Consider the following 19,628-nt stretch of genomic DNA (forward strand, 5'->3'; position numbering starts at 1 on the left):
GGAAAAAAATCAAATAATTCATTTGACGGATTGATATAATGCTGGACTTCGCAGAATAAATAATCTGAGTCATCCTTTTAATATTATAGGTGCAAAAATTCGGTTTAAACAAAGAAAACAGCTAGCAGATGTAATTTGTCATTAATAATTGAATTCTGGAAAAACTATTTATCAAACCAAATACTCCCCAAGACTTAGTTAGTTGTGTATCAGATGGGTGCATTAAACAGAACCTGCACCATTCTCTGGGTAGTTTCATTTTCTTTGCTGCTTATCTTGCCTGCCGACTCTTCAATACCGAGTCAAAACGCCGCAACAACCTATGAATCGCACTATACCCTTCTAAACCAACCCCTTGTTGTTTCAACCCCGCCCTCCCTCTATGAATATTACAACAATCTATCACACATCATAAAAAACGACGCAGAATACGCAAAATTCATAACACCTCAAATAGTTCAACCAATCGCAGATACTATCCGAAACCTAACTCAAGGGTTACCATATCCAGAAGAGCAATTCGCCAACGAAGTACTCGATTTTGTCCATCAAATACCCTACAAGATCACTGGCGCCAAATACCCCGTTGAAACCCTTATAGAAAATGAGGGCGACTGCGGCGCCGTTTCACTGCTGGCTGCTTCCATCATGAAAGCCGGCGGATTAGATGTAATTTTGATAAAATATACCGCGACAGATTTTGCCCACATGAACGTCGGAGTGAACTTACCTCAAGAACCCGTTTACAAAACCCTGTTTTTCTCATCCACCAGCGTGGAATTTAACAATAAAACTTACTGGACTGCAGAAGCCACCCCTTTAGCAAACTGGAAAGTAGGCGACCAACCGGCCCGCATGGCGGAGACAGTTTACCAAGTCATCCCTATAGAGGACTGCGAGCAGACATCGCCAGGCCAGGTTTCATGCAGTCTATCAACATTATTGCCCATCAAAGTAAGCATTGATTTTTCTTCAGCTCCAAAAGAAACTAATCGCTCTCTGCTGATTTGGGGAACAATAGAGCCAAACATCCCCAACTGCAACGTCACAATCTACGTCAAGAGCGAGGGAAACATACAATACAACAAAACCATCACAGATGAAAATGGAAATTACGCTTTCCTTTGGAATTTCACAAAAGACGGAACCTACTACATTAGTGCAACCTGTAGCGGCAACCAAACATACGCAGGCGCCGACAGCGAAAAAGTTGCAGTCTTGATCGGTCCGCCCCAGCTTTTGCAGTTCCAATCTGAAACCTACAATTATGTCGTCGGTATACCCGTTAGCGACATAGCAATTCGCCCCTACATGGGTGTTAAGGATTTTCTAGCTGCCCCAATAGAAGTTAACAGTTCTTTTAGTTACAGCTTTAACGTTCTCTCCACAGGGCAGAGCACTTCAGAGGTAAAAACTATGACTCTGACTTTGCCCGCAACAGAGCACACAATCAGAAGCCGAAACCGAATCATACAAACCATCCAAGTGCCCGCCAAAACCATCGTGGTTCCAGAGAACATACCACCGGGTTTGCAACCGCTTGCGTTACCCAACGATTTCAACGATACCATAAACAACCAATTCTGCTTTATCTTAAAGAAAACCGCCACTGGACAGTACAATTTTACTGCTCAAGGCTTAGCCAACCGCGACATAACCGCGTTAAAACAAGGCAACCTAAGCACGGTTTTCTTCAATGCCACAGACGCCATAAACATAGGCGAATGGTACACGGTTTTTACTGAAATTTCCAAAGACAGCTTAACGATAAAAGTCCAAGATAAAGAGGGAACAAGTCAACTATCTGAACCAATAAACACACTTGACAACGACCAAGTAGTATTGATAATGGCAAACAACGTGGACAGCGCTGTTGCATTGAAGAATTTTCAAGTTGGTGGCACAACAGAAAAAGCGGATCCCACCACTCAAATAGTTCGCTTTCCGACGCCTCCGCCAAAATCACTGTTGTTCTTTGGTGTTGCAGTAGTCATCATTGCGGCTGTAATGACCGTAACAGGTGCAGCTATCCGTGTTAGGAAGAGCAGAGGTGACCGAAAGGGTGGTGGGGCCGCTGGGATTTGAACCCAGGATCGCATGCGCCCCAGGCATGTATCCTAATCCATGCTAGACGACGGCCCCACGATTTATGCGCCATCGTTTGGGGATTTGAGGGTTTTTCAATACGTATATGAACTTAAATCTTCTGGATACAGCAAGCCCGGTTCTATGCCTGTTAGTTAAAGCCGTCTTGCATTTAGACAAATGTTGAGACTTAAGGCTGGCTTTTTACTGTCTCGCTTAACTTTGCCTGTGTTTTTCTGAAACGCATAACCATGTCTTTGCCGAACTGTGTAACTTCTGAGGAACCGCCGCCTTTTGCGCCTCCACGAACCCTTGTGACCAGTGATTCGCCTAGTCGTTCTTCGGAGAGTGTTAATCGGTGTAGGGCGTATCGGTAGGACATCCCCAATTTTTTGGCTGCTTCAAGGACAGAGTGGTGTGTCTCTATTTCTTCGAGTAGACGTGCTAGGCCGTCTCCGAAGACTGCTTGGTCTTTTTCGTTTACTATCCAGAGTTTGAATCGGTAGTTGGTTTTTTTCATGGGGCTCCCTGAATTTAATTGGTGTTTTGGCAATTAAGGGTAGTGCTGTTTGGTTGTGTGGGTTGTTGTTTTTGTTGTTGTGGTCGTTGGTTGTAGCTAGCAAGACTTTTATAGCATATATATTGTATATACGATTAATACCCGAAAAAGGGTTGCGTGTTAACGGGGAGAACGCAAAAAGTGACAGAAACCAATACGCAAAGTCAACTAAAACTCAACCAAGTTGTAGAAAAAAAAATCCTAAACTCCGTAACCAAAAAAATCACAGTCTACGCCCCAGATATAGCCGCAAAAGCACACGCGGGACAATTCGTGATTTTCAAGGTACGCCAAGACAGCGAAAGAATACCACTCACCTTATCGTCTTGGGACAAAGAAAAAGGCACAATCTCACACATCTTCCAAGAAGTAGGCTACTCAACAATCGAATTAGGTTCACTGCGGGTAGATGACAAAATAATGCACATAGCAGGCCCATTAGGGAACCCCAGTGAAATAAAAAATTTCGGAACCGCCGTTGTCATATGCGGTGGTTTGGGCACAGCAGTTGCGTACCCAGTTGCAAAGGCACTTAAGGAAGCAGGAAACAAAGTCATATCCATAGTCGGCGCAAGAAATGCAGAACTCTTCATTTTAGAAGACGAAATGAAAGCTGTTTCCGACGAAATCTTATTCACATCTGACGACGGATCAAAAGGACAAAAAGGCTTCGTCAGCGACGTCCTCAAAACGCTCATAGCGAAGGGCACCAAAATCGATATAGTCTTCGCCATCGGACCCCCCATTATGATGAGTGTCATTGCAGATATCACTCGTCCGTTGGGCATTAAAACCATCGCCAGCTTAAACCCGATCATGGTGGATGGCATGGGCATGTGCGGTGCTTGTCGTGTTTCCATAGACAACAAGACACAGTTTGCATGTGTAGATGGCCCAGAGTTTGATGCGCACAAAGTTAACTTCAAAGAACTAATCCAGAGGCTTAAATGCTACTGTAACGAAGAGAAAAATCTTTCATTAGCTTATCAGAAACCATCAGGAGAGAAAAGTTGCCAATGTCACGGCCAGTAAACAATACTGCAATCAATAACCGCTTCACAGCGGTAGAAGTCCCAAAACAAGACCCTAAAAATAGAACAAAAAACTTTAAAGAAGTCGTCTTAGGCTACACCGAAGAACAAGCCATAGCCGAAGCATCAAGATGCCTCAACTGTGCTGTGCCTAAATGTGTTGAGGGTTGCCCTGTTGGAGTACCAATTCCCCAATTCATAAAACTCATCAAGCAAAACGATTACGTAGCATCAATCAACAAAATCAAAGAACGCAACAGTTTACCCGCCATCTGCGGACGAGTCTGCCCACAAGAGGAACAATGCCAAAAAATGTGCATCGTCGGCAAGAAAGGTGACCCAGTTTCCATCGGCAGACTAGAACGGTTCGTTGCGGACTTGGAGCGCGAAAGAGGCATAACCGTACCCAAAGTTCCAGCTTGGAATGGCAAAAAAGTTGCAGTCGTGGGTGCGGGGCCTGCAGGCTTGACTGTTGCAGCAGACCTTGCCAAACTAGGCTACAAAGTCACGATTTTTGAGGCACTTCACAAAGGCGGTGGAGTGTTGGTTTATGGCATCCCAGAGTTCCGATTGCCCAAGCAGATTGTTCAAGCGGAAATTGACTACATCACTAAATTAGGTGTGGAATTTCAACCTGACTACTTAATCGGCAGAATATTCACAATTGACGAACTATTCAAGAATGGATACGAAGCAGTCTTCATAGGCACAGGCGCAGGTCTACCAAAATTCCTCTGCGTACCAGGAGAAAACCTAAACGGCATCTACAGCGCAAACGAGTTCCTCATACGCGTCAACCTCATGAAATCATACAATTTCCCGCAATCCAAGACCCCAATACGCATCGGCAAAAAGGTAGCAGTCATAGGCGGAGGAAACGTCGCTTTAGACTCAGCACGATGCGCACTACGCTTAGGCGCTGACAAAGTAACCATCATCTACCGTCGTACACGAAATGAGATGCCTGCCCGCCAAGAAGAAATTGAGAACGCGGAAGAAGAAGGCATAGAGTTCAAGTACCTAACAGCGCCGCTTAAATTCATCGGCGACGAACAAGGCAACGTTAAGGCTATGGAGATCATTTCCATGCGGCTTTGTGACGCAGACGACACAGGCAGACGCCAAGTTGCACCCATTGATGGTTCAGAAGCAACCCTAGACGTAGACACCGTGATCGTTGCCATTGGACGAACCCCAAACCCCATTATACAAAGCACCACTCCCGGACTTAAAACTGAACGCGGCGGCATCATAGCCAGCGACGAATCGTTCAAAACAAGCTTAGATGGCGTTTACGTCGGCGGGGACATCGCAACAGGAGAAGCTACAGTAATCAGCGCTATGGGCTCAGGAAAAATCGCTGCCAAAGCAATCCACGAATACCTATCGACCAAAAAGAAAGCTAAAGCTTAACGCATAAGCGTTGGCTAAATTTTTTATTCTTTTGTTTTTTGTTCTTCTATGTTTTCAGGTGTTTCTTCTTTAAAGGCGCGGTTTACGGCTATTTCAGCGATGCTAAACGTGCAGTGGGCGATTCTTTTTATGTTGTCGCGGATGGAGCATATGCCACAAACGAGTTCTGCGCTTTTCTGTGGGCCTGTGAATGCTTTGGATGTGATTTCTATGTCGAGTTTGTCGAGTTTATTTCGGTACTTCATTATGTCGACGGCTGCGTTTACGTCTTTGGAGAAGAAGGCTTCAAAGGCTTTGACATAGAGTTGGGCTACTTCTTCTCCTGCGGTAACCATAAGTGCACGAACATCGTCAGGTATTGCCTGTTTGGCTCCGTTTAGCATGATTATGTGTCGGGTTATGTCTGCAGCATAGTCGGATGCATGCTCCATGCGGGAGACAACCATCTGATAATCCATGCAATCCAGTGGGTCTATGCGTAACTCGTTGGCTAAATGTGGGTTTTGAGCTGCGTTACGTAGGATTCTGACTATGAAAAAAGCAAAGTGGTCTACGTCGTCGTCGAGTGAGAAACATGATTTCGCCAAAGCAACATCGTTAGTTTTTAGCGAAGTAAAAGCTCCTTCGCACATTGAACGGGAAATAAGATGCATCCGTTGCACAGCTTGGTGGAGGGAGGCTTTGGATTCATCCATTATGCTTTGGATGTATACGCCTTTGGCGTCTGCTTCCATGACTCGCATGTAGAGTCGGCCTGCGATGTTGCGGATAGCTTTTGTTTGGGGTACTGTGAATATGTTTTCTGATTTGAGCTTTATTCCCGTGTAGCCGTTGAGGTACGCACCTAGAACTTTTTGGGTTATGAGAGTTTCTTCTTCGTTGTTGGCTATAGTGAGAGTAATTTCTTTTAGTTCAGTTTTTTTTGCTGTGCTGGGGTAGATAACTAGGGAACGGTCGCGTTGAATGTTGAATGAGACGGTTTCGCCTTTTTTTAGGTCGTTTAGCTGCATCCACTCTTTGGGTAATGATATGACGAGTGAAGATTTTCCTAGCGACATTATTTTTCGTTCCAAACTTTTCCCAACTTAATCTGTGTATTAACTGTTTAATACAGAATCATCCAAATATATACTATGCGATGAATAGTTCACAAAATTCTCACAGAAGAGGCAAAAATATAGAAGCTAAGGGTTTCACTTCACATGCAGCGACATCAATTCCCTAAAAAATGGCTAATGCTTTACTTGTTTCGAAACTTCAAAAACCAGACCACTCCGCCGACCGCGCAACTCACAATCAAAGCAATGAGAATGTATAAGGAATATTTCACGTAAAGGGGGGGTTCTTTTACGTTTACTAGAAATTGTGGGCTTCCTGTTTTCCATAATGTTTCGGTTTCTGGTGATTCTGCAAGTATCGCCCAAGTTCCCGATTCGGTCGGTTGGATGTTGATCGTGAAGGACCCATCTTCTTCTAAGGGGCAGCTTATGGTTTCTGTGGTGTTGCTATTGAAGTACTGGATGTTAATTACAGATTTATTGTCAAATGGCGTTAGGGTTCCCGTGAGGGTTATGTTTTGGCCAAGAACTACTTCTTCGTGGGACACTGTCATCGTTAGGGTCGGTTGAGCTTTGACGGCGTAGCTACCTGTTGTTGAGATTAGGTTTTCTATTATATCTACTGCGTCGACGCGGTATTGCACTTTTGTGCCTGCTGCTTGGCCGGGTATGGTTACGTTGCAAGTTTGGTTGCTGACTTCCATATTTATTAGTTCTGTTGTTGCCCAATCGTCAATAGTGTACGTTAGGTTAGCTTCTCTAAGTACGGCGCCGTCACTTTGAAAAGACAAAGAAACTAGCTCGTCGGGGTGAACTTTTGTTGGCGCTTTAATCACGGGTGTCAAGGCAATTTCATCGAAGCGTGTCTTTATCAGAAATTCCACGTCGCCGGTGCCTTCCTCGCCGATTAACACCAGGTGATAGAGTTTGTTTCCTGTTGCGGTTGTTGTATAGTTGAGGAACATGTCTTGACCCGTGTATTCGCAGCTTGCATATGAGACACCTCGGTATTCTTTGGTTTCAAAGTTGTAGCCACCCACTGCACCCGTTTTGTTGCCGTATAGGCCGGCTTCCCATGGAAGTGGAAAATCGTTTATGCTTGGTGAGTTAGCGCCGCTCATCAGGTAGAGGCGGGCTTCGTACATGTCAAGGGTGTCGGGGATTTTTAGGTAAATCTCTACTTTGGATTCGTTTGTTACAAACTCATAGCTCCAACAGGTATGGAAGCGGGATTGGCTGTTGCTGTCTTTGCCCTCTACAAAGCTGGTGTACCACTTGTTGCACTCCAAGTTTTCAATTACCATAAAGGTAGCTTGCTGTGCACCTTGGCTTTCACGGGCGTCATTTTTTATAACAAATGAATAGTTTCCGCTAAGTTTAGGCGTGAAAAGAGGATCATCGCTTGTAGTGCCTAAGTGTTCAGGGAATCCTGCGGCTTCAGTGTGGGAGCTCTCCAGGTTTCCAGATGGGTCGTAGACGTAGATGTCGTAGTCGGTTTTTGCAGCGGAAGAAGTATTTACCCATGTTCCGTAGCAGTAGACGTGGTAGTTGTGGTTTGCCTCTAAAGGACAGGTGATGGTCCAGTTTTCCCCGATCTGAATCTGACTGTTGTTTATCAGGACGGGGTAGATGGGTTTGTCAATTCGGGTATAGTTTCCGCGTTCGGAGTTTATGTAAGTGTAGACGTGTTCGGTGTATTCTTGGGTGGTGATTAGTTGCAGACTGGAGGCTTGCGCTATGAAAATGGGGCTTATAGTTAAAACTATAATTATTGTTGCAACTATGTTGTTGTGGGGGATTTTTCTATAGCGCATGCCTATCCAGCTTGCAACCCGATATATGTACGTGGATAAGATTAACTGTTATGAACACAGAATCAATATTGTTTATACAACCTTCACTTCCCATTGATGCAGCTATGTTTTTAGGGCAAAAACAGGTTGTTTTTCACAGGGGTTAGCTTGAAAGTTGTTCCAGTAATTGACATCCTAAACGGCGTCGTCGTCCACGCAGTGGGAGGTTTCCGTAGCCAATACCAACCTATACAGAGCGCCATTACAAAATCAGCTGCACCCATTGATGTTGCCCAAGCATTCAAAACGCTTGGATTCAGTGAGTTGTATGTAGCGGATTTGGATGCAATTGTGGATTGCTCAAGCGACTTCGCACCAGTTAAGCGTATTGTAGATGAAACGTCTCTTATTGTGATGGTTGACGCAGGCATAACAAGCCAAAGCAGAGCAACATTACTGCTAAAAACAGGCGTCTCTAAAATAGTAATAGGCACTGAAACCTTAACATCAAAAACCTTCATATCCCAAGCATTAAAGCAGTTTGGTAGCGACCACATGGTAGTCAGTTTAGATTTGAAAGGCGACAAGGTGCTTACTAAACCTCAATTTGGCGAGTGCACCAATCCAATCTGCCTTTTGAAAGAGTTCAAAGCCCTTGGTGTTAAGGAGGTTATCGTTTTGGATTTGACACGTGTGGGCAGCGGTGAAGGCGTAAACATTGCTCTTTTAAAAGAAGCCATCGCTTTGGGTTTGGAGGTTTATGTTGGAGGAGGAGTAAGAGACATCCAAGATTTAATTGAATTAAGATCTTCAGGCGTAAAAGGTGCTTTAGTTGCAACAGCACTCCACAATGGTAAGATATCAATCGAAAACCTAAAGCGAGAAGGGTTTCTTTAAGCGCTATTTGCTAAGCAAACGATTCCGCCGAGTTGCATCAACCGAACTCCAGCAGCGGATTCTGAGTTGATTACGCGGGTTTTGATTTTTCTGTTCTGGGCGATCTGCATTAACCTGTGGAGACGGTTCTTTTGGCGGCATGCAGCGAGGTAACTGTCTGTTAAAAGCAGAAATTCGGGAATTTTGCTATGGGCTTGAGTGTTTAGGATGAGGTTTTCAGCTTCCTCCATTGAGAAAAACACGCGGTTTCCTGGGGCATTGAGGTATTTCTCGAGGATTTCGAGAATGTTTTCGGTTTCTTGTTGAGCGTTTTTTTGGATTAGCTCTTTGAAGGAGGCTTTTTGGGTTAAAGCAGCTACTTGAGGTGCTGCGCTGGCTGAACCAGCGAGTAGTGAGATTGTTGCTTTGTTATTTCCTGACATGAGCCAAGAGTGATGCCCGTGGATATGTATGTGGAGGTCTTGTGCAAAGCTGGTTCTCGGGGGCGCTACAATTATTATGCTTCTGACGCCTTCTTTGATTGTCGAGCGTAGCGCGTTTATTATGGTTTCGTGGAAGTTGTAGAGAGCTTTTTGGTCTCGCCTATCACTGAGCGGTATGGTTTGTTGTGGTTTAGCTACTTTACTGTAGATTTGCCATATTGCAGCGTGGTTTACTTCGACTCCAACGAGAACGGCGACGGGGTAACCCCGCCTGTAATTTTTAGGTTTCAAAGGGTTTCTGCTTATTCTGTACAGGCTGACTTATTTTAGGTATCGCTTCAAAAAAGCAAAGGGTTTATCAAACCCAAATTGGGCTTAACTCTAAGGATGATTATGATTAAAGTCTCCAGCAAACAAGACCTCGCCGCCCACCTAACCCAGAATAAAACCGTTTTGGCGCTGTTTTACTCGTCTTGGTGCCCTTACTGTATGCGGTTTGTGCCGTTTTTTGAAAAGAAAACTGCTGGAGGTAAATTCAAAGTTATTCATGTTCTTTTGGAAGATGATGATAACCCGCTGTGGGATGAATATGATATTCCTGCGGTGCCAACGGTAATTCTCTTTGAAGAAGGAAAAATCCGAGACCGCCTGAATGCACGTTTGGGAACTGGATTAAAGGAAGCGCAGTTCACGAATTGGTTGAATGCAATAGAAGCATGATATGGCTTGTCAATGCAGTTGCTTTATACTTAGGTTGGTTTGGAAAAGAAAAAAGGAAAAAGGTTTGGGTTTTAGAGTTGTTTGATGGGGCCGTCGGCAATTATCAGCATAATGCCTGGAATTACGCCTGCAAATATTAGAGCTAGAACTGCCCAAAGCATATTGCTTGTTGCTTTTAGTGTTGCGATGTCGCCTGCGTTGGCTGCTTTGTACATCTTGTAGATTCTCAGAAATACTATTACTGAAAAAGCGAACAGCACTAGATAGACGATTGCAGGGAGTAATACGAAGATTGCGAGCCCAAATACTGCAAGTGTTGCAAAAGCGGCTATAGTCCAGAGTGCAGCGCCGATCCAGACAATCATGAACAGCAGCGAGAATATGAACGCTATTAGCATGTAGGTTCTTATGCTGCTTAATTTCTCGTTGGATTGTGGTGGTGGAGGTGGGGGTGTTTCATAAGTCATTTTTTATCACTAAATCCGTGAGTACTAGAGTATATGGTTGAGAATTTAATATCTTTCAACCTCAAATGCTGCTGAGATTTTTTGGTATATTTGTGAATATTTAAAAATTTGAACACTGATTAATAATTTTAAACGTGAACTTTTACAGTTAGCTTGCAATAACTGGGTGTTTGCTGAACATGGATGTTTTTCATTCAGAACCTGAATACATTTTACAAAATTGATAATAAAATTGCAATGTATAAGTAACGAAGCAATTAAATAAACAAAAATCTATCAATCAACTAACAAACTATGGCTTAAACCCTGCCAATAGAGCTATCTCAAGCCATTTCCAATAGCAATCCACATCCACAAACCCAATTTTTCTGAGCCACCTCAACTGTGTCTCCACATCCAAAAGCTTGTTAGAGGGATCCTCTGACTCGGGTAACTGCCCAATCGCTAAAAAGAACCTGCGATGTAACCGCTCAGTAGGTGAAGATACATGCTCAAAATTGCAAAACACGCCCCCTGGATTGAGATGCTGGAATACTTCGGTGTAGAGTTGCCTTTTTCTTTGGTGCGTCAAGTGGTGTATCGCTAAACTTGAAACTACAGCATCAAAACAGCCCAAATCCTTTGGAAGCGGCAAGCTAAAGTCATGCTTGACGATTCGAACCCTATTGTCCTCTTGGAACCGCTCTTTTGCGCATCTTAACATCGGTTCAGAAAAATCTAACGCATACCCCTCCTTGATTTTTGGGTTGCTTGATAGAACAAGTGAAAGTAATCTGCCGTCGCCAGAACCTAAATCCAAAACACGCTCAGCACTGGGTGGTATTTGTTCTAGTAGCACCGTTTCCCCTTCAGTTCTATGTGGCAGTTTATGGGCTCGCGATAAATACTTTAACGCGTGCTTTTTGGTTTGCCACTCACTCTTTGAGGAATCTGGGGGGCTCAAGGTACGTCGCATTTCCTTGTTTTAAGAAGTGTTAAATTGTATTTGGGTTATTTTTACCTTAATCTATGGATTCCTACAAAAGAATCCTTATATCTGATCATTTAACACTATGGAAAGATAAAGAGAGGGATTCTTAAGATTGGAGTTTTGTCCCAATTGTGGTTCCCGTTTGGAACCCAAAAAGACTGGCGTGGGCAACGCCTTTGTGCTTTGCTGCGCAAAATGCAACTTCACTAAACAACCCGCAGACAGAAAAGCTGAAGCTCGCACTGGACCGATAATTCAGCCTAAACCTAAGCCTTTCATGACTGTCATAAGCGAGCAGGATCAGCAGATTACGCCTATGCAGACGATTAAGATGAAGTGCGAAAAATGCGATAACAACATGGTGTACGTTTGGCAAGTGCAAACCCGCGGCGGCGATGAGGCGTCCACTCAGTTTATGCGTTGCACTAAATGCGGACACACGTTTAGAGAATACACTTAGATTTGGAAAATTATTTAAATCATCGCAGCTATGGTATTTTGGAGTAAAATCCACAATGCCTAAAAAAGATAAACCGATGACAAAAAAAGAGCGCGACGAGAAAAGAAAAGCAAAGAAGGCACATAAAAGCAAAACCCAGACTTAACATTCTTGGTTTGCGTGTGTTCTTCTTCAAAATTATTTTTTTAACTATTTTTTCAGTCCGTGTGTAGGCGGTTGCTTTTTTGGGTTTTACTTGTATGTTGCTTTGCATTTTGGTTCGGGCAGTACGTAAAAAACAAACAAAGGCGTACCTGGCTCTTTGTTGATTGACTCCTTTATAGGCGTGCGCTCGCTTGTATCAAATGGTGCAATTGAAATCATTTTTGTGTCACTTTTGTCGCAAAATATATTACTTGCCGTGTGCAATAGGGTATTTGCAGGTCAGGGAGCAAGCTTTAGATGCAATGCACTGAGGCACAAGAGTACACCGGTTAAAACAGCGAAAAATCGGTGTGCGATCAAGACTTTGCCTCATTGGGCTGCACATTGCTTAATGTTGAAGCATCTGGGCTCTGAGCAGCAGGTTCAAAGCGGTACAAAGAACCTGTGGCGACCAAAACATAGCTCAGTTGGGCCGCGTCAACAATAAGGCTCAGACTTGACCTGCGTTTAAATGTTTCAGAGTGGAAGCATAACGGTTTAGTTGAACCGTGCTATTTTCCACTTTTTTATTATTCTAAGGTTTCTTGTGTTTGTTGCTCTCACAGACCTTCCCCCTTATATATACTCAGAAAAAAGGCTAATTCAATCATGCTAACTATACGACAACTGCAATAGGAAACAAACCCTATTGGCTTTTTACACCTAAGCACCATCTTGCAGGGTTGTTTAATGGGTCAAAGAAATCAAGTCGAATTTGCTTGGCTTAAACCCCGATGCCTTCAAGGACTGAATTGCCTTTAGGCGTGTTGGGTCGTTGATGGCTGACTCCAATAGTTGGCTTTCAAGTTCTGGTGTGATATCTGCTTTGTACACTTTGATGGTTGCCTGATAAATTTTTGCTTTCTTAACTTTGTCCAAATTGATTTCTTTTGAGGCGTTCATGCATAGAGACATTCCGCCGTCTAAATCGACTGCGTCCACGTGGCGTTCCTTTGTGTTAACCCGCGTGATTCTGATTCTTTTTTGTACGGTTTCTGTGTATTTCCAGTCAGGCGTCATCATACCAATCAAGTACCAAAATGCATGGCGAAGCTGGGTTTAACGATTTTGGTTTCAACTTTGAGTCGTTGCATCGCGGTATATTGGAAACCTCAGCAGCGCAGCTATCCCGCCCAGTGATAACAGCTTAAACCCCGCTTCATGTTCAGTGCTAACAACTGTAATCGCAGCTTGCCGTTTCTCAACTCCCCGCATGAGTTCTTCAAGTTTTAGGCGCTGTGCTTCATCTGCGTCACGTAGAGTTGTATCGGCTATTATCAGTTTTTCAATCGCACCCATGTTAGCGGCGTTCTCCACGGGCGCCAAACCGTAGGTTACCGTGCCTTCACCTTTGCCAAGGCGTTTCATAACTTCCTCCATAGCGTTAGTTTCATCCACTATTCGAAGTTCATGAGCCGCTTTTAACAGCACGCCTGAGCGGAGAGCTTCGTCGATGCCTGCAGTGCCGCCATTATTAACGCTTTTTACGTCTACGATTGCTTTGCATAGCTCTTTGGATTCGTCTTGAAGGTAATTTACAAAGTCGTTCTTAACATACCCTGCACCGATTACGACAATGGGGTTATGGTTTGCTGTACAGAGTTTTTGCAGGCTGTCCAAAGCCAACTTGAAGTAGCCTTTTGTCGCTTCGACACGTTTGTCTGCGTCCTGCTTGCCAGGTAAGCGTATGCGTTGTTCAACGCGGGTTTCGTAGCCGTACTGTTTGGTTTCGGCTATAGCGAAGCCTTCGTCGTCGATAGATATGATAAGCAGGGGCTTTTCGGTTTCACTTGCCTTTGTTAAGCGGTCTAAGATATGTTTTGGCCATTCTTTCTTGACAATGGTCATCTGCTGATTTAACGCGATGGCAAGCGTGTGATGCGCCCCCGTGGGGATAATGTCGGGAGCATGAATGATTAGGCCGTGAACTCGCAGTTTACCGAGGAACTTGTCCCAACTCACCGACTCAACCTTAACACCCATAAAGGCAGAAACCCTCTCGCCACTTTTGGGGCGGCTGGTGGCGGTGTCGCTTTTGATGGCGCGACTACTGTAAGCGTACGCTTCGTCGCCTTTGTAGATGACATTGTAGAGGTGCCATAGGTCGTCGGGGGTGTCGGGGACGACTTTTATGAAGCCTTGATGGAGATTTTTTTCGACAATTTTCAATTATGTACACTTCGAGTGATTAGCTGAATATCGATACGGGTAGAAATATACTGCGGAATAGTTCAATGTTTGTTAAAAAGGTAAATTAAAAAAATTAAGAGGGGGGAGAAAATCCCCCAAGGTGCTATTCTAAATCAGCTGCAGCAGATTGTAGAACAGCGGGATGAAGACAATTGACAGCGTGCTCAAGAGTTTGATGAGTACGTGGAGGCTTGGTCCTGCTGTGTCTTTCATGGGGTCGCCGACAGTGTCGCCTACGACTGCTGCTGCGTGAGCTGGGCTGTTTTTGCCGCCTAAATGTCCTGCTTCAATGTACTTCTTTGCGTTGTCCCATGCACCACCGCCTGTGTTCATGAGGAGTGCAAGGGGTACTGCTGAGAGTGTTGCGCCGATGACGAGTGCGCCGACTGCTTCTGGACCCATTAAGACACCGACTATAAGTGGTACAACTACGACGATCAGTGCGGGTACGACCATGCCTTTGAGTGCTGATTTTGTGCTGATGTCTACTGCTTTGCCGTATTCAGGTTTGCCTGTTCCTTCCATGATGCCTGGGATTTCTCTGAATTGGCGTCGGACTTCTGCAACCATTTCTGCGGCAGCTTTTCCGACAGCGCTGATAGCTTGTGAGCTAAAGAAGAATGGAATCATAGCGCCAATAAAACCTGCGACAAGGACTGCAGGGTTAGAAATATCTATAGCGATGGCTTGTCCGGTTTGCAGATGGACTTCTTCAATGTAAGTTTGGAACAATAATTGTGCTGCAAGTAGTGCTGAGCCGAGGGCGAAGCCTTTGGTGAGCGCTTTGGTTGTGTTGCCCACAGCATCCAGTGCTTCCATGGTAGCTTCTGCACCGCCTTCACCTGACATTTCAGCGATGCCTGCAGCGTTGTCAGCGATTGGACCAAAGCCGTCAAGGGCTAAGACCATACCCATGACTGCAAGCATGCCCATAGTAGCCAGTGTGGTGCCGTAGATGCCGCCTATGAATGGGTCAATGCCGATTTCTAAGCCGAATTGGGTTCCGAACCAGTATGAAGCGATAAGGGCAATTACCAAGGAAACTATGGGTAGTGCCGTTGTTTCTAAGCCTACTGCAAAGCCTGTGATGATGTTTGTTGCGCTGCCTGTTTCGCTTGCTTTTGCGATCTTTTTAACTGGTCCACGGTCGCGACCTGTGTAGTAGTCTGTGATGTAGTCGATGGCAACTGATGCTGCTAAACCTGCCAGTAGACAGTAAAACAGGTACATGCTTCCAAGCAAGAAGACGGTCGCCAAGAAGAACAAGATACCTGCAACGATTGTTGTTACCATAAGACCTTTGCGAAGCGCTTTCATTGGGTGCTTAGCTTCCGACTCACTGAGCTTCACAAAAGGCATACCGACTAATGTTGCGAATATACCGAGTGCTCTTGCAATGAGTGGGAAAACCAAGAAGATGAGGTTGCCTGTGGCGATGCTGATTAATCCACCGATGATCATGCCACCGATGTTCTCGCCTGTGGCTGATTCAAAGAGGTCTGCACCTCTGCCAGCACTGTCGCCTACGTTATCGCCTACGTTGTCAGCGATTACTGCAGGGTTGCGTGGGTCGTCTTCGGGGATGCCTGCTTCAACTTTGCCTACAAGGTCGGCGCCGACGTCTGCGGCTTTAGTGTATATACCGCCTCCGAGCTGCGCGAAGAGCGCAATTAGTGAAGCCCCAAAACCCATACCAACGATTCCGCTTGCTGCACTGCGACCTAACTCTGCTGCCTCTGTGACTGTTAATGTTCCAAACATTGCGTTGTAGCCGCCGTAGAGCAAGAACAGAAAACTTACACCCAACAAAGATAAACCGACAACCGCCATACCCATCGTGGCGCCGCCGTAGAACGCTGTTTTTAACGCTTTTTCTGCGCCGAACTGTTTGGCTGCCGCCACAGTTCTCACGTTGGCTTTGGTGGCGTTGTCCATGGCGATGTAGCCCGCCGCAAGGGATGCGACTGCTCCCACCAGGAACGCTGCCGCCGTGCCCACGCCGAACGGTCCTGTCGGCAAGGCGACCCACAGCAGCGCAAAAATGATTACTGTGATTATTGCGATTGTTTTATATTGCCTCTTTAGGAAGGCATAGGCGCCTTCGCGGATGGCGTTGCCCACTTCTACGGTTTTTGGTCCGCCTGGACTCATCTTTCCGATGCGTGCCATAAGTATGAGTGATGCAACAACAGCGATGACACCTGCAACTGGTGCTATCCAAAATACAAGGGGGTTTTCAATTACAAAATTAGTAAGAGTTTGTAGGGGTATGTACATGGTCAAGAACCCATGACTATTTTACTTATATATTTTGCTAGCATTTTCTTGCTTAAATTTTCGTGCAATTCATATTTCAACTTCAGAAAAACATTTTTCGCTGCGGGGGTTGGTTGCATTTTTAAGCAAGCTCTAAACATATTTCCCACAAAGGAATCTCTGATGCCTTCAAGATTAGTCGTCGTTAAAGTCGGCACAAACGGTATAACCGACAGCGAAGGAAACCTTGACCAAAAAGAAATGCAAAACCTTGCCAGCCAAATCGCAGCCGCCCACAAGCAGGGTGACAAAATAATACTGGTAACTTCGGGTGCGGTGTCAGCAGGCATCGCAGAGCTGGGTATCCCCCCTAAACCTAAAGACGTCGTTTTTCAGCAAGCTGCTGCAGCCGCGGGTCAAAGCGTGCTTATGGCGAAGTATCGAGAAATCTTCAAAAAGTATGGCCTTAAAGTTGCCCAAATTCTGTTAACTGCTGAGGATCTTTCAAACCGTGCTTCATATGTCCACACCTGTGATGTGCTTTCGTTGCTGCTTAAAATCGGTGTTGTACCCATCATCAACGAAAACGATGTTACTTCAGTTGATGAACTGATGCATTCAGAAGGTTACAAGATAAACTTTAGCGACAACGATAAACTCTCGGTTCTTGTTGCAGGAGCCTTATGCGCAGATCTTGTCATAATACTCTCCGATGTTGAGGGCTTATACACTACAGACCCCGCCAAACCAGAAGCTAAACTAATCCCAACCGTTGAAGCCATCACCACAGAACTCAAAGAATCAGTAAACGGCAAAAGCAAACGAGGTAGAGGAGGAATCCAAAGCAAACTTCAAGCCGCCGAAATCGCCACACAATGCGGTATACCCGTGATTATAGCCAACAGCAGACGCCCCAACGTCATACTGGACATACTCTCAGGCAAAGAAGTAGGCACCTACTTTAAACCTCAAAGCCGCATGCCAGCCGTTAAACGTTGGATAGCATACGGTGCAGCGGTAAAAGGTACGATCTACGTGAATGAAGGCGCGAAAAAAGCCATCCTTGAAGGCTCAAGCTTGCTCCCTGTCGGCGTCACCAAAATCGTAGGAACCTTCAGTGAAGGCGACGTAGTTAGCCTCGCGGACGAAAAAGGTGAATTTGCACGCGGAAACCCCAACTATAGTAGCACTCAGTTAAACCTAATTAAAGGGTTAAAGGTATCAGAGGTACATAAGAAACTCGGCACAGACAAACCAAAAGAGGTTATTGAGCACCGAAACATCCACTTAACCGAGGGAACACAATGATAGAAGAAATATGCATCAAAGCCAAAGCAGCTGCCTTTGAGATGGGAAAACTATCCGCGGAATCCAAAAATCTGGCGCTCTGCAAAATGGCCAATGCGCTGGAGGCAAATGTGGCGAAGATTTTGGCGGCAAACAAACGTGACGTCCAAGCAGCTAAAGCTAAAGGGCTTAAAGCGTCACTTCTTGACCGTTTAGCTTTGGATCAAAAGAAAATCCAAAATATGGCAAAAGAACTCCGTGAAGTCGCCGCACTGCCCGATTCCATCGGCACAGTCTTATCAACATGGACACGCCCCAACGGCTTAATCATCTGCCAAGTCCGCGTTCCCCTGGGCGTCGTTGGCGTTATCTATGAATCGCGTCCCAACGTTACATCTGACTCTGCGGGTATCTGTATAAAATCAGGCAACGCTGTGATTTTACGTGGCGGCTCAGACGCCCTAAATAGCAACGTAGCCATCGGCGACGTCCTTCGCGGTGCACTTGCAGGTACCGGTGTTCCCGCTGACGCTATCCAAATAGTGAATTCACCTGACCGTAAAGTTGCAGAAGAGTTGATGGGCATGCGTAAGTACATTGACGTGCTTGTGCCCAGAGGGGGCGCAGACCTAATCAACACCGTCATCGAGAAATCCCGCATCCCCGTCATAGAAACGGGTACAGGCAACTGCCACGTCTACGTTGAAGAAGACGCTGACCTCGAAAAAGCAACGCCGATTATTATTAACGCGAAGGTTCAACGACCCGGCGTTTGCAACGCAGCCGAGAAACTTCTCGTGCACAGCAAAATTGCCAAAACATATCTCCCCCTAATCATCGCTGAATTGCGTAAAAACGGGGTCGAAGTCCGAGGCGACGAAGTCACCCGAAAAATCGTTCCCGACGTCAAAGCTACCACACAGCAGGACTGGTACACCGAATACCTCGACCTAATAATCGGCGTCAAAGTCGTCAACAGCCTCGACGAAGCCATTGCCCACATTAACCAGTACGGCACACACCACAGCGACAGTATAATCACCCGCGACTTCGCTAAAGCTCAGCGGTTCTTAAAAGAAGTCGACTCCGCCGCAGTCTACTGGAACGCATCCACCCGCTTCACAGACGGTAACCAATTCGGACTTGGCGCAGAAATCGGCATAAGCACACAGAAACTCCACGCACGCGGACCCATGAGCATCCAACACCTAACAACAACCAAATATGTTGTCGTGGGTGACGGACAAATCAGAAAGTAGCAGCTACATTTTTTGTTTTCTTCTTAAATCCATTTTTTACCCTTGATCTATTAATTCTCTGAAAATCGGCGTAATTTATTCCCGTATACAAAAGCATCGCCAAAACACAGTTTATTTTTTTAAAATCGCCTCAAAAATAGCCAAAAAATTCGAAAATAGTCGAAGCTTATATAATCATACATAAAAAGCGGGAAGACTAGATTGAAATAAGCTTATACAGATGGGTAGAAAGTGTTTTTGCGTCAAAAAATGTGATTTTGAAATGTGTGAACGCTGTTTTAGTGACTAAAAAAGTGGACATTGACCTGTTTTGTATCCTTTTTCGTCGTTATTGTCTAAAAAAAGCCGCCCTTAATGCTTATGATAGAGGGTTACTTGACGTTGCTTTAAGAGTTTGGTCTGCGAAAAATAATCGAACTGTCACTTTTTACACTAAACAGTTAAAATTATCGCAAAAGCAATCATGAAAAGATACAAATAACAACAATTTGTCCATCAAAGACGCAATTTTGCCTAACTACGATTCACGAAATCACTCGCCAAAAAAAGAGTGCTGTCAAAAAAAGGTAGATAAACGT

At 45.1% G+C, this 19,628-nt stretch carries 17 protein-coding genes and 1 tRNA gene; 8 read left to right on the forward strand and 10 right to left on the reverse strand.

The features are described from left to right. The first annotated feature begins 213 nt into the window (after nt 1–213). A complete protein-coding gene (locus NWE96_12295) occupies nt 214–2,085 on the forward strand; it encodes a hypothetical protein (GenBank protein ID MCW3984749.1) in 1,872 nt (623 codons plus the stop codon). On the opposite strand, the gene NWE96_12300 is transcribed toward NWE96_12295, so the two are convergent. Further along, nucleotides 2,064–2,142, reverse strand: a tRNA-Pro gene (locus NWE96_12300). The genes NWE96_12295 and NWE96_12300 overlap by 22 nt on opposite strands. A gap of 133 nt (nt 2,143–2,275) precedes the next feature. Further along, the gene (locus tag NWE96_12305) at nt 2,276–2,605 is read right to left on the reverse strand and encodes a LysR family transcriptional regulator (GenBank protein ID MCW3984750.1); all 330 of its coding nucleotides are present in this window, start codon (nt 2,603–2,605) and stop codon (nt 2,276–2,278) included. Between the two features lie 180 nt (nt 2,606–2,785). On the opposite strand from NWE96_12305, the gene NWE96_12310 reads away from it, so the two are divergent. Together NWE96_12310 and gltA are read left to right on the forward strand one after the other, a co-directional pair. Next, nucleotides 2,786–3,676 (forward strand): sulfide/dihydroorotate dehydrogenase-like FAD/NAD-binding protein, encoded by an 891-nt coding sequence (locus tag NWE96_12310; GenBank protein ID MCW3984751.1) that lies wholly within the window; start codon nt 2,786–2,788, stop codon nt 3,674–3,676. Continuing rightward, nucleotides 3,661–5,088, forward strand: coding sequence for an NADPH-dependent glutamate synthase (gltA, locus tag NWE96_12315; GenBank protein MCW3984752.1), 1,428 nt, complete (start codon nt 3,661–3,663; stop codon nt 5,086–5,088). The genes NWE96_12310 and gltA overlap by 16 nt, the downstream gene beginning before the upstream one ends. Nucleotides 5,089–5,111: 23 nt before the next feature. Here gltA and NWE96_12320 read toward each other — a convergent pair whose 3' ends face one another. Beyond that, nucleotides 5,112–6,146, reverse strand: coding sequence for a phosphate uptake regulator PhoU (locus NWE96_12320; protein MCW3984753.1), 1,035 nt, complete (start codon nt 6,144–6,146; stop codon nt 5,112–5,114). A gap of 182 nt (nt 6,147–6,328) precedes the next feature. Beyond that, nucleotides 6,329–7,960: a hypothetical protein gene (locus tag NWE96_12325; protein ID MCW3984754.1), complete on the reverse strand. Its 1,632-nt coding sequence runs from the start codon at nt 7,958–7,960 to the stop codon at nt 6,329–6,331. A 147-nt stretch (nt 7,961–8,107) separates the two neighbouring features. On the opposite strand from NWE96_12325, the gene NWE96_12330 reads away from it, so the two are divergent. Further along, complete coding sequence (locus NWE96_12330) at nt 8,108–8,836, forward strand: HisA/HisF-related TIM barrel protein (GenBank protein MCW3984755.1); 729 nt, start codon at nt 8,108–8,110, stop codon at nt 8,834–8,836. Here the strand turns inward: NWE96_12330 and NWE96_12335 are convergent. Further along, nucleotides 8,833–9,549 (reverse strand): hypothetical protein, encoded by a 717-nt coding sequence (locus NWE96_12335; GenBank protein MCW3984756.1) that lies wholly within the window; start codon nt 9,547–9,549, stop codon nt 8,833–8,835. The genes NWE96_12330 and NWE96_12335 overlap by 4 nt on opposite strands. 102 nt (nt 9,550–9,651) lie before the next feature. Between NWE96_12335 and NWE96_12340 the strand changes: the two genes are divergently transcribed. Next, nucleotides 9,652–9,978, forward strand: coding sequence for a thioredoxin family protein (locus tag NWE96_12340; GenBank protein ID MCW3984757.1), 327 nt, complete (start codon nt 9,652–9,654; stop codon nt 9,976–9,978). Between the two features lie 71 nt (nt 9,979–10,049). Here NWE96_12340 and NWE96_12345 read toward each other — a convergent pair whose 3' ends face one another. Together NWE96_12345 and NWE96_12350 are read right to left on the reverse strand one after the other, a co-directional pair. Further along, nucleotides 10,050–10,445 (reverse strand): hypothetical protein, encoded by a 396-nt coding sequence (locus tag NWE96_12345; GenBank protein ID MCW3984758.1) that lies wholly within the window; start codon nt 10,443–10,445, stop codon nt 10,050–10,052. A gap of 292 nt (nt 10,446–10,737) precedes the next feature. Further along, the gene (locus NWE96_12350) at nt 10,738–11,400 is read right to left on the reverse strand and encodes a class I SAM-dependent methyltransferase (protein ID MCW3984759.1); all 663 of its coding nucleotides are present in this window, start codon (nt 11,398–11,400) and stop codon (nt 10,738–10,740) included. Nucleotides 11,401–11,557: 157 nt separating this feature from the next. Between NWE96_12350 and NWE96_12355 the strand changes: the two genes are divergently transcribed. Further along, a complete protein-coding gene (locus NWE96_12355; GenBank protein MCW3984760.1) occupies nt 11,558–11,875 on the forward strand; it encodes an RPA12/RPB9/RPC11 RNA polymerase family protein in 318 nt (105 codons plus the stop codon). A gap of 870 nt (nt 11,876–12,745) precedes the next feature. Here the strand turns inward: NWE96_12355 and NWE96_12360 are convergent. The 3 genes from NWE96_12360 to NWE96_12370 form a co-directional block, all read right to left on the reverse strand. Beyond that, a complete protein-coding gene (locus tag NWE96_12360; protein ID MCW3984761.1) occupies nt 12,746–13,081 on the reverse strand; it encodes a hypothetical protein in 336 nt (111 codons plus the stop codon). A gap of 51 nt (nt 13,082–13,132) precedes the next feature. Then, entirely contained in the window at nt 13,133–14,227 is a 1,095-nt protein-coding gene (locus tag NWE96_12365) for an mRNA surveillance protein pelota (GenBank protein MCW3984762.1), read from the reverse strand. 129 nt (nt 14,228–14,356) lie between these two features. After that, entirely contained in the window at nt 14,357–16,525 is a 2,169-nt protein-coding gene (locus NWE96_12370) for a sodium-translocating pyrophosphatase (GenBank protein ID MCW3984763.1), read from the reverse strand. Between the two features lie 162 nt (nt 16,526–16,687). Here NWE96_12370 and proB point away from each other — a divergent pair, with 162 nt between their 5' ends. Beyond that, nucleotides 16,688–17,812: a glutamate 5-kinase gene (proB, locus tag NWE96_12375; GenBank protein ID MCW3984764.1), complete on the forward strand. Its 1,125-nt coding sequence runs from the start codon at nt 16,688–16,690 to the stop codon at nt 17,810–17,812. After that, entirely contained in the window at nt 17,809–19,050 is a 1,242-nt protein-coding gene (locus NWE96_12380) for a glutamate-5-semialdehyde dehydrogenase (GenBank protein ID MCW3984765.1), read from the forward strand. Before proB ends, NWE96_12380 begins: the two co-directional genes overlap by 4 nt. Nucleotides 19,051–19,628: the final 578 nt, after the last annotated feature.

The sequence above is a fragment of the Candidatus Bathyarchaeota archaeon genome, assembly GCA_026014685.1.
Classification (GTDB): domain Archaea; phylum Thermoproteota; class Bathyarchaeia; order Bathyarchaeales; family Bathycorpusculaceae; genus Bathycorpusculum.

Coding starts and splice junctions, on each gene's coding strand:
- NWE96_12370 (MCW3984763.1), bottom strand. CDS start 16,525: ATGTACATACCCCTACAAACTCTTACTAATTTTGTAATTGAAAACCCC.
- NWE96_12360 (MCW3984761.1), bottom strand. CDS start 13,081: ATGATGACGCCTGACTGGAAATACACAGAAACCGTACAAAAAAGAATC.
- NWE96_12320 (MCW3984753.1), bottom strand. CDS start 6,146: ATGTCGCTAGGAAAATCTTCACTCGTCATATCATTACCCAAAGAGTGG.
- NWE96_12350 (MCW3984759.1), bottom strand. CDS start 11,400: ATGCGACGTACCTTGAGCCCCCCAGATTCCTCAAAGAGTGAGTGGCAA.
- NWE96_12295 (MCW3984749.1), top strand. CDS start 214: ATGGGTGCATTAAACAGAACCTGCACCATTCTCTGGGTAGTTTCATTT.
- NWE96_12380 (MCW3984765.1), top strand. CDS start 17,809: ATGATAGAAGAAATATGCATCAAAGCCAAAGCAGCTGCCTTTGAGATG.
- NWE96_12305 (MCW3984750.1), bottom strand. CDS start 2,605: ATGAAAAAAACCAACTACCGATTCAAACTCTGGATAGTAAACGAAAAA.
- NWE96_12325 (MCW3984754.1), bottom strand. CDS start 7,960: ATGCGCTATAGAAAAATCCCCCACAACAACATAGTTGCAACAATAATT.
- NWE96_12340 (MCW3984757.1), top strand. CDS start 9,652: ATGATTAAAGTCTCCAGCAAACAAGACCTCGCCGCCCACCTAACCCAG.
- gltA (MCW3984752.1), top strand. CDS start 3,661: ATGTCACGGCCAGTAAACAATACTGCAATCAATAACCGCTTCACAGCG.
- proB (MCW3984764.1), top strand. CDS start 16,688: ATGCCTTCAAGATTAGTCGTCGTTAAAGTCGGCACAAACGGTATAACC.
- NWE96_12345 (MCW3984758.1), bottom strand. CDS start 10,445: ATGACTTATGAAACACCCCCACCTCCACCACCACAATCCAACGAGAAA.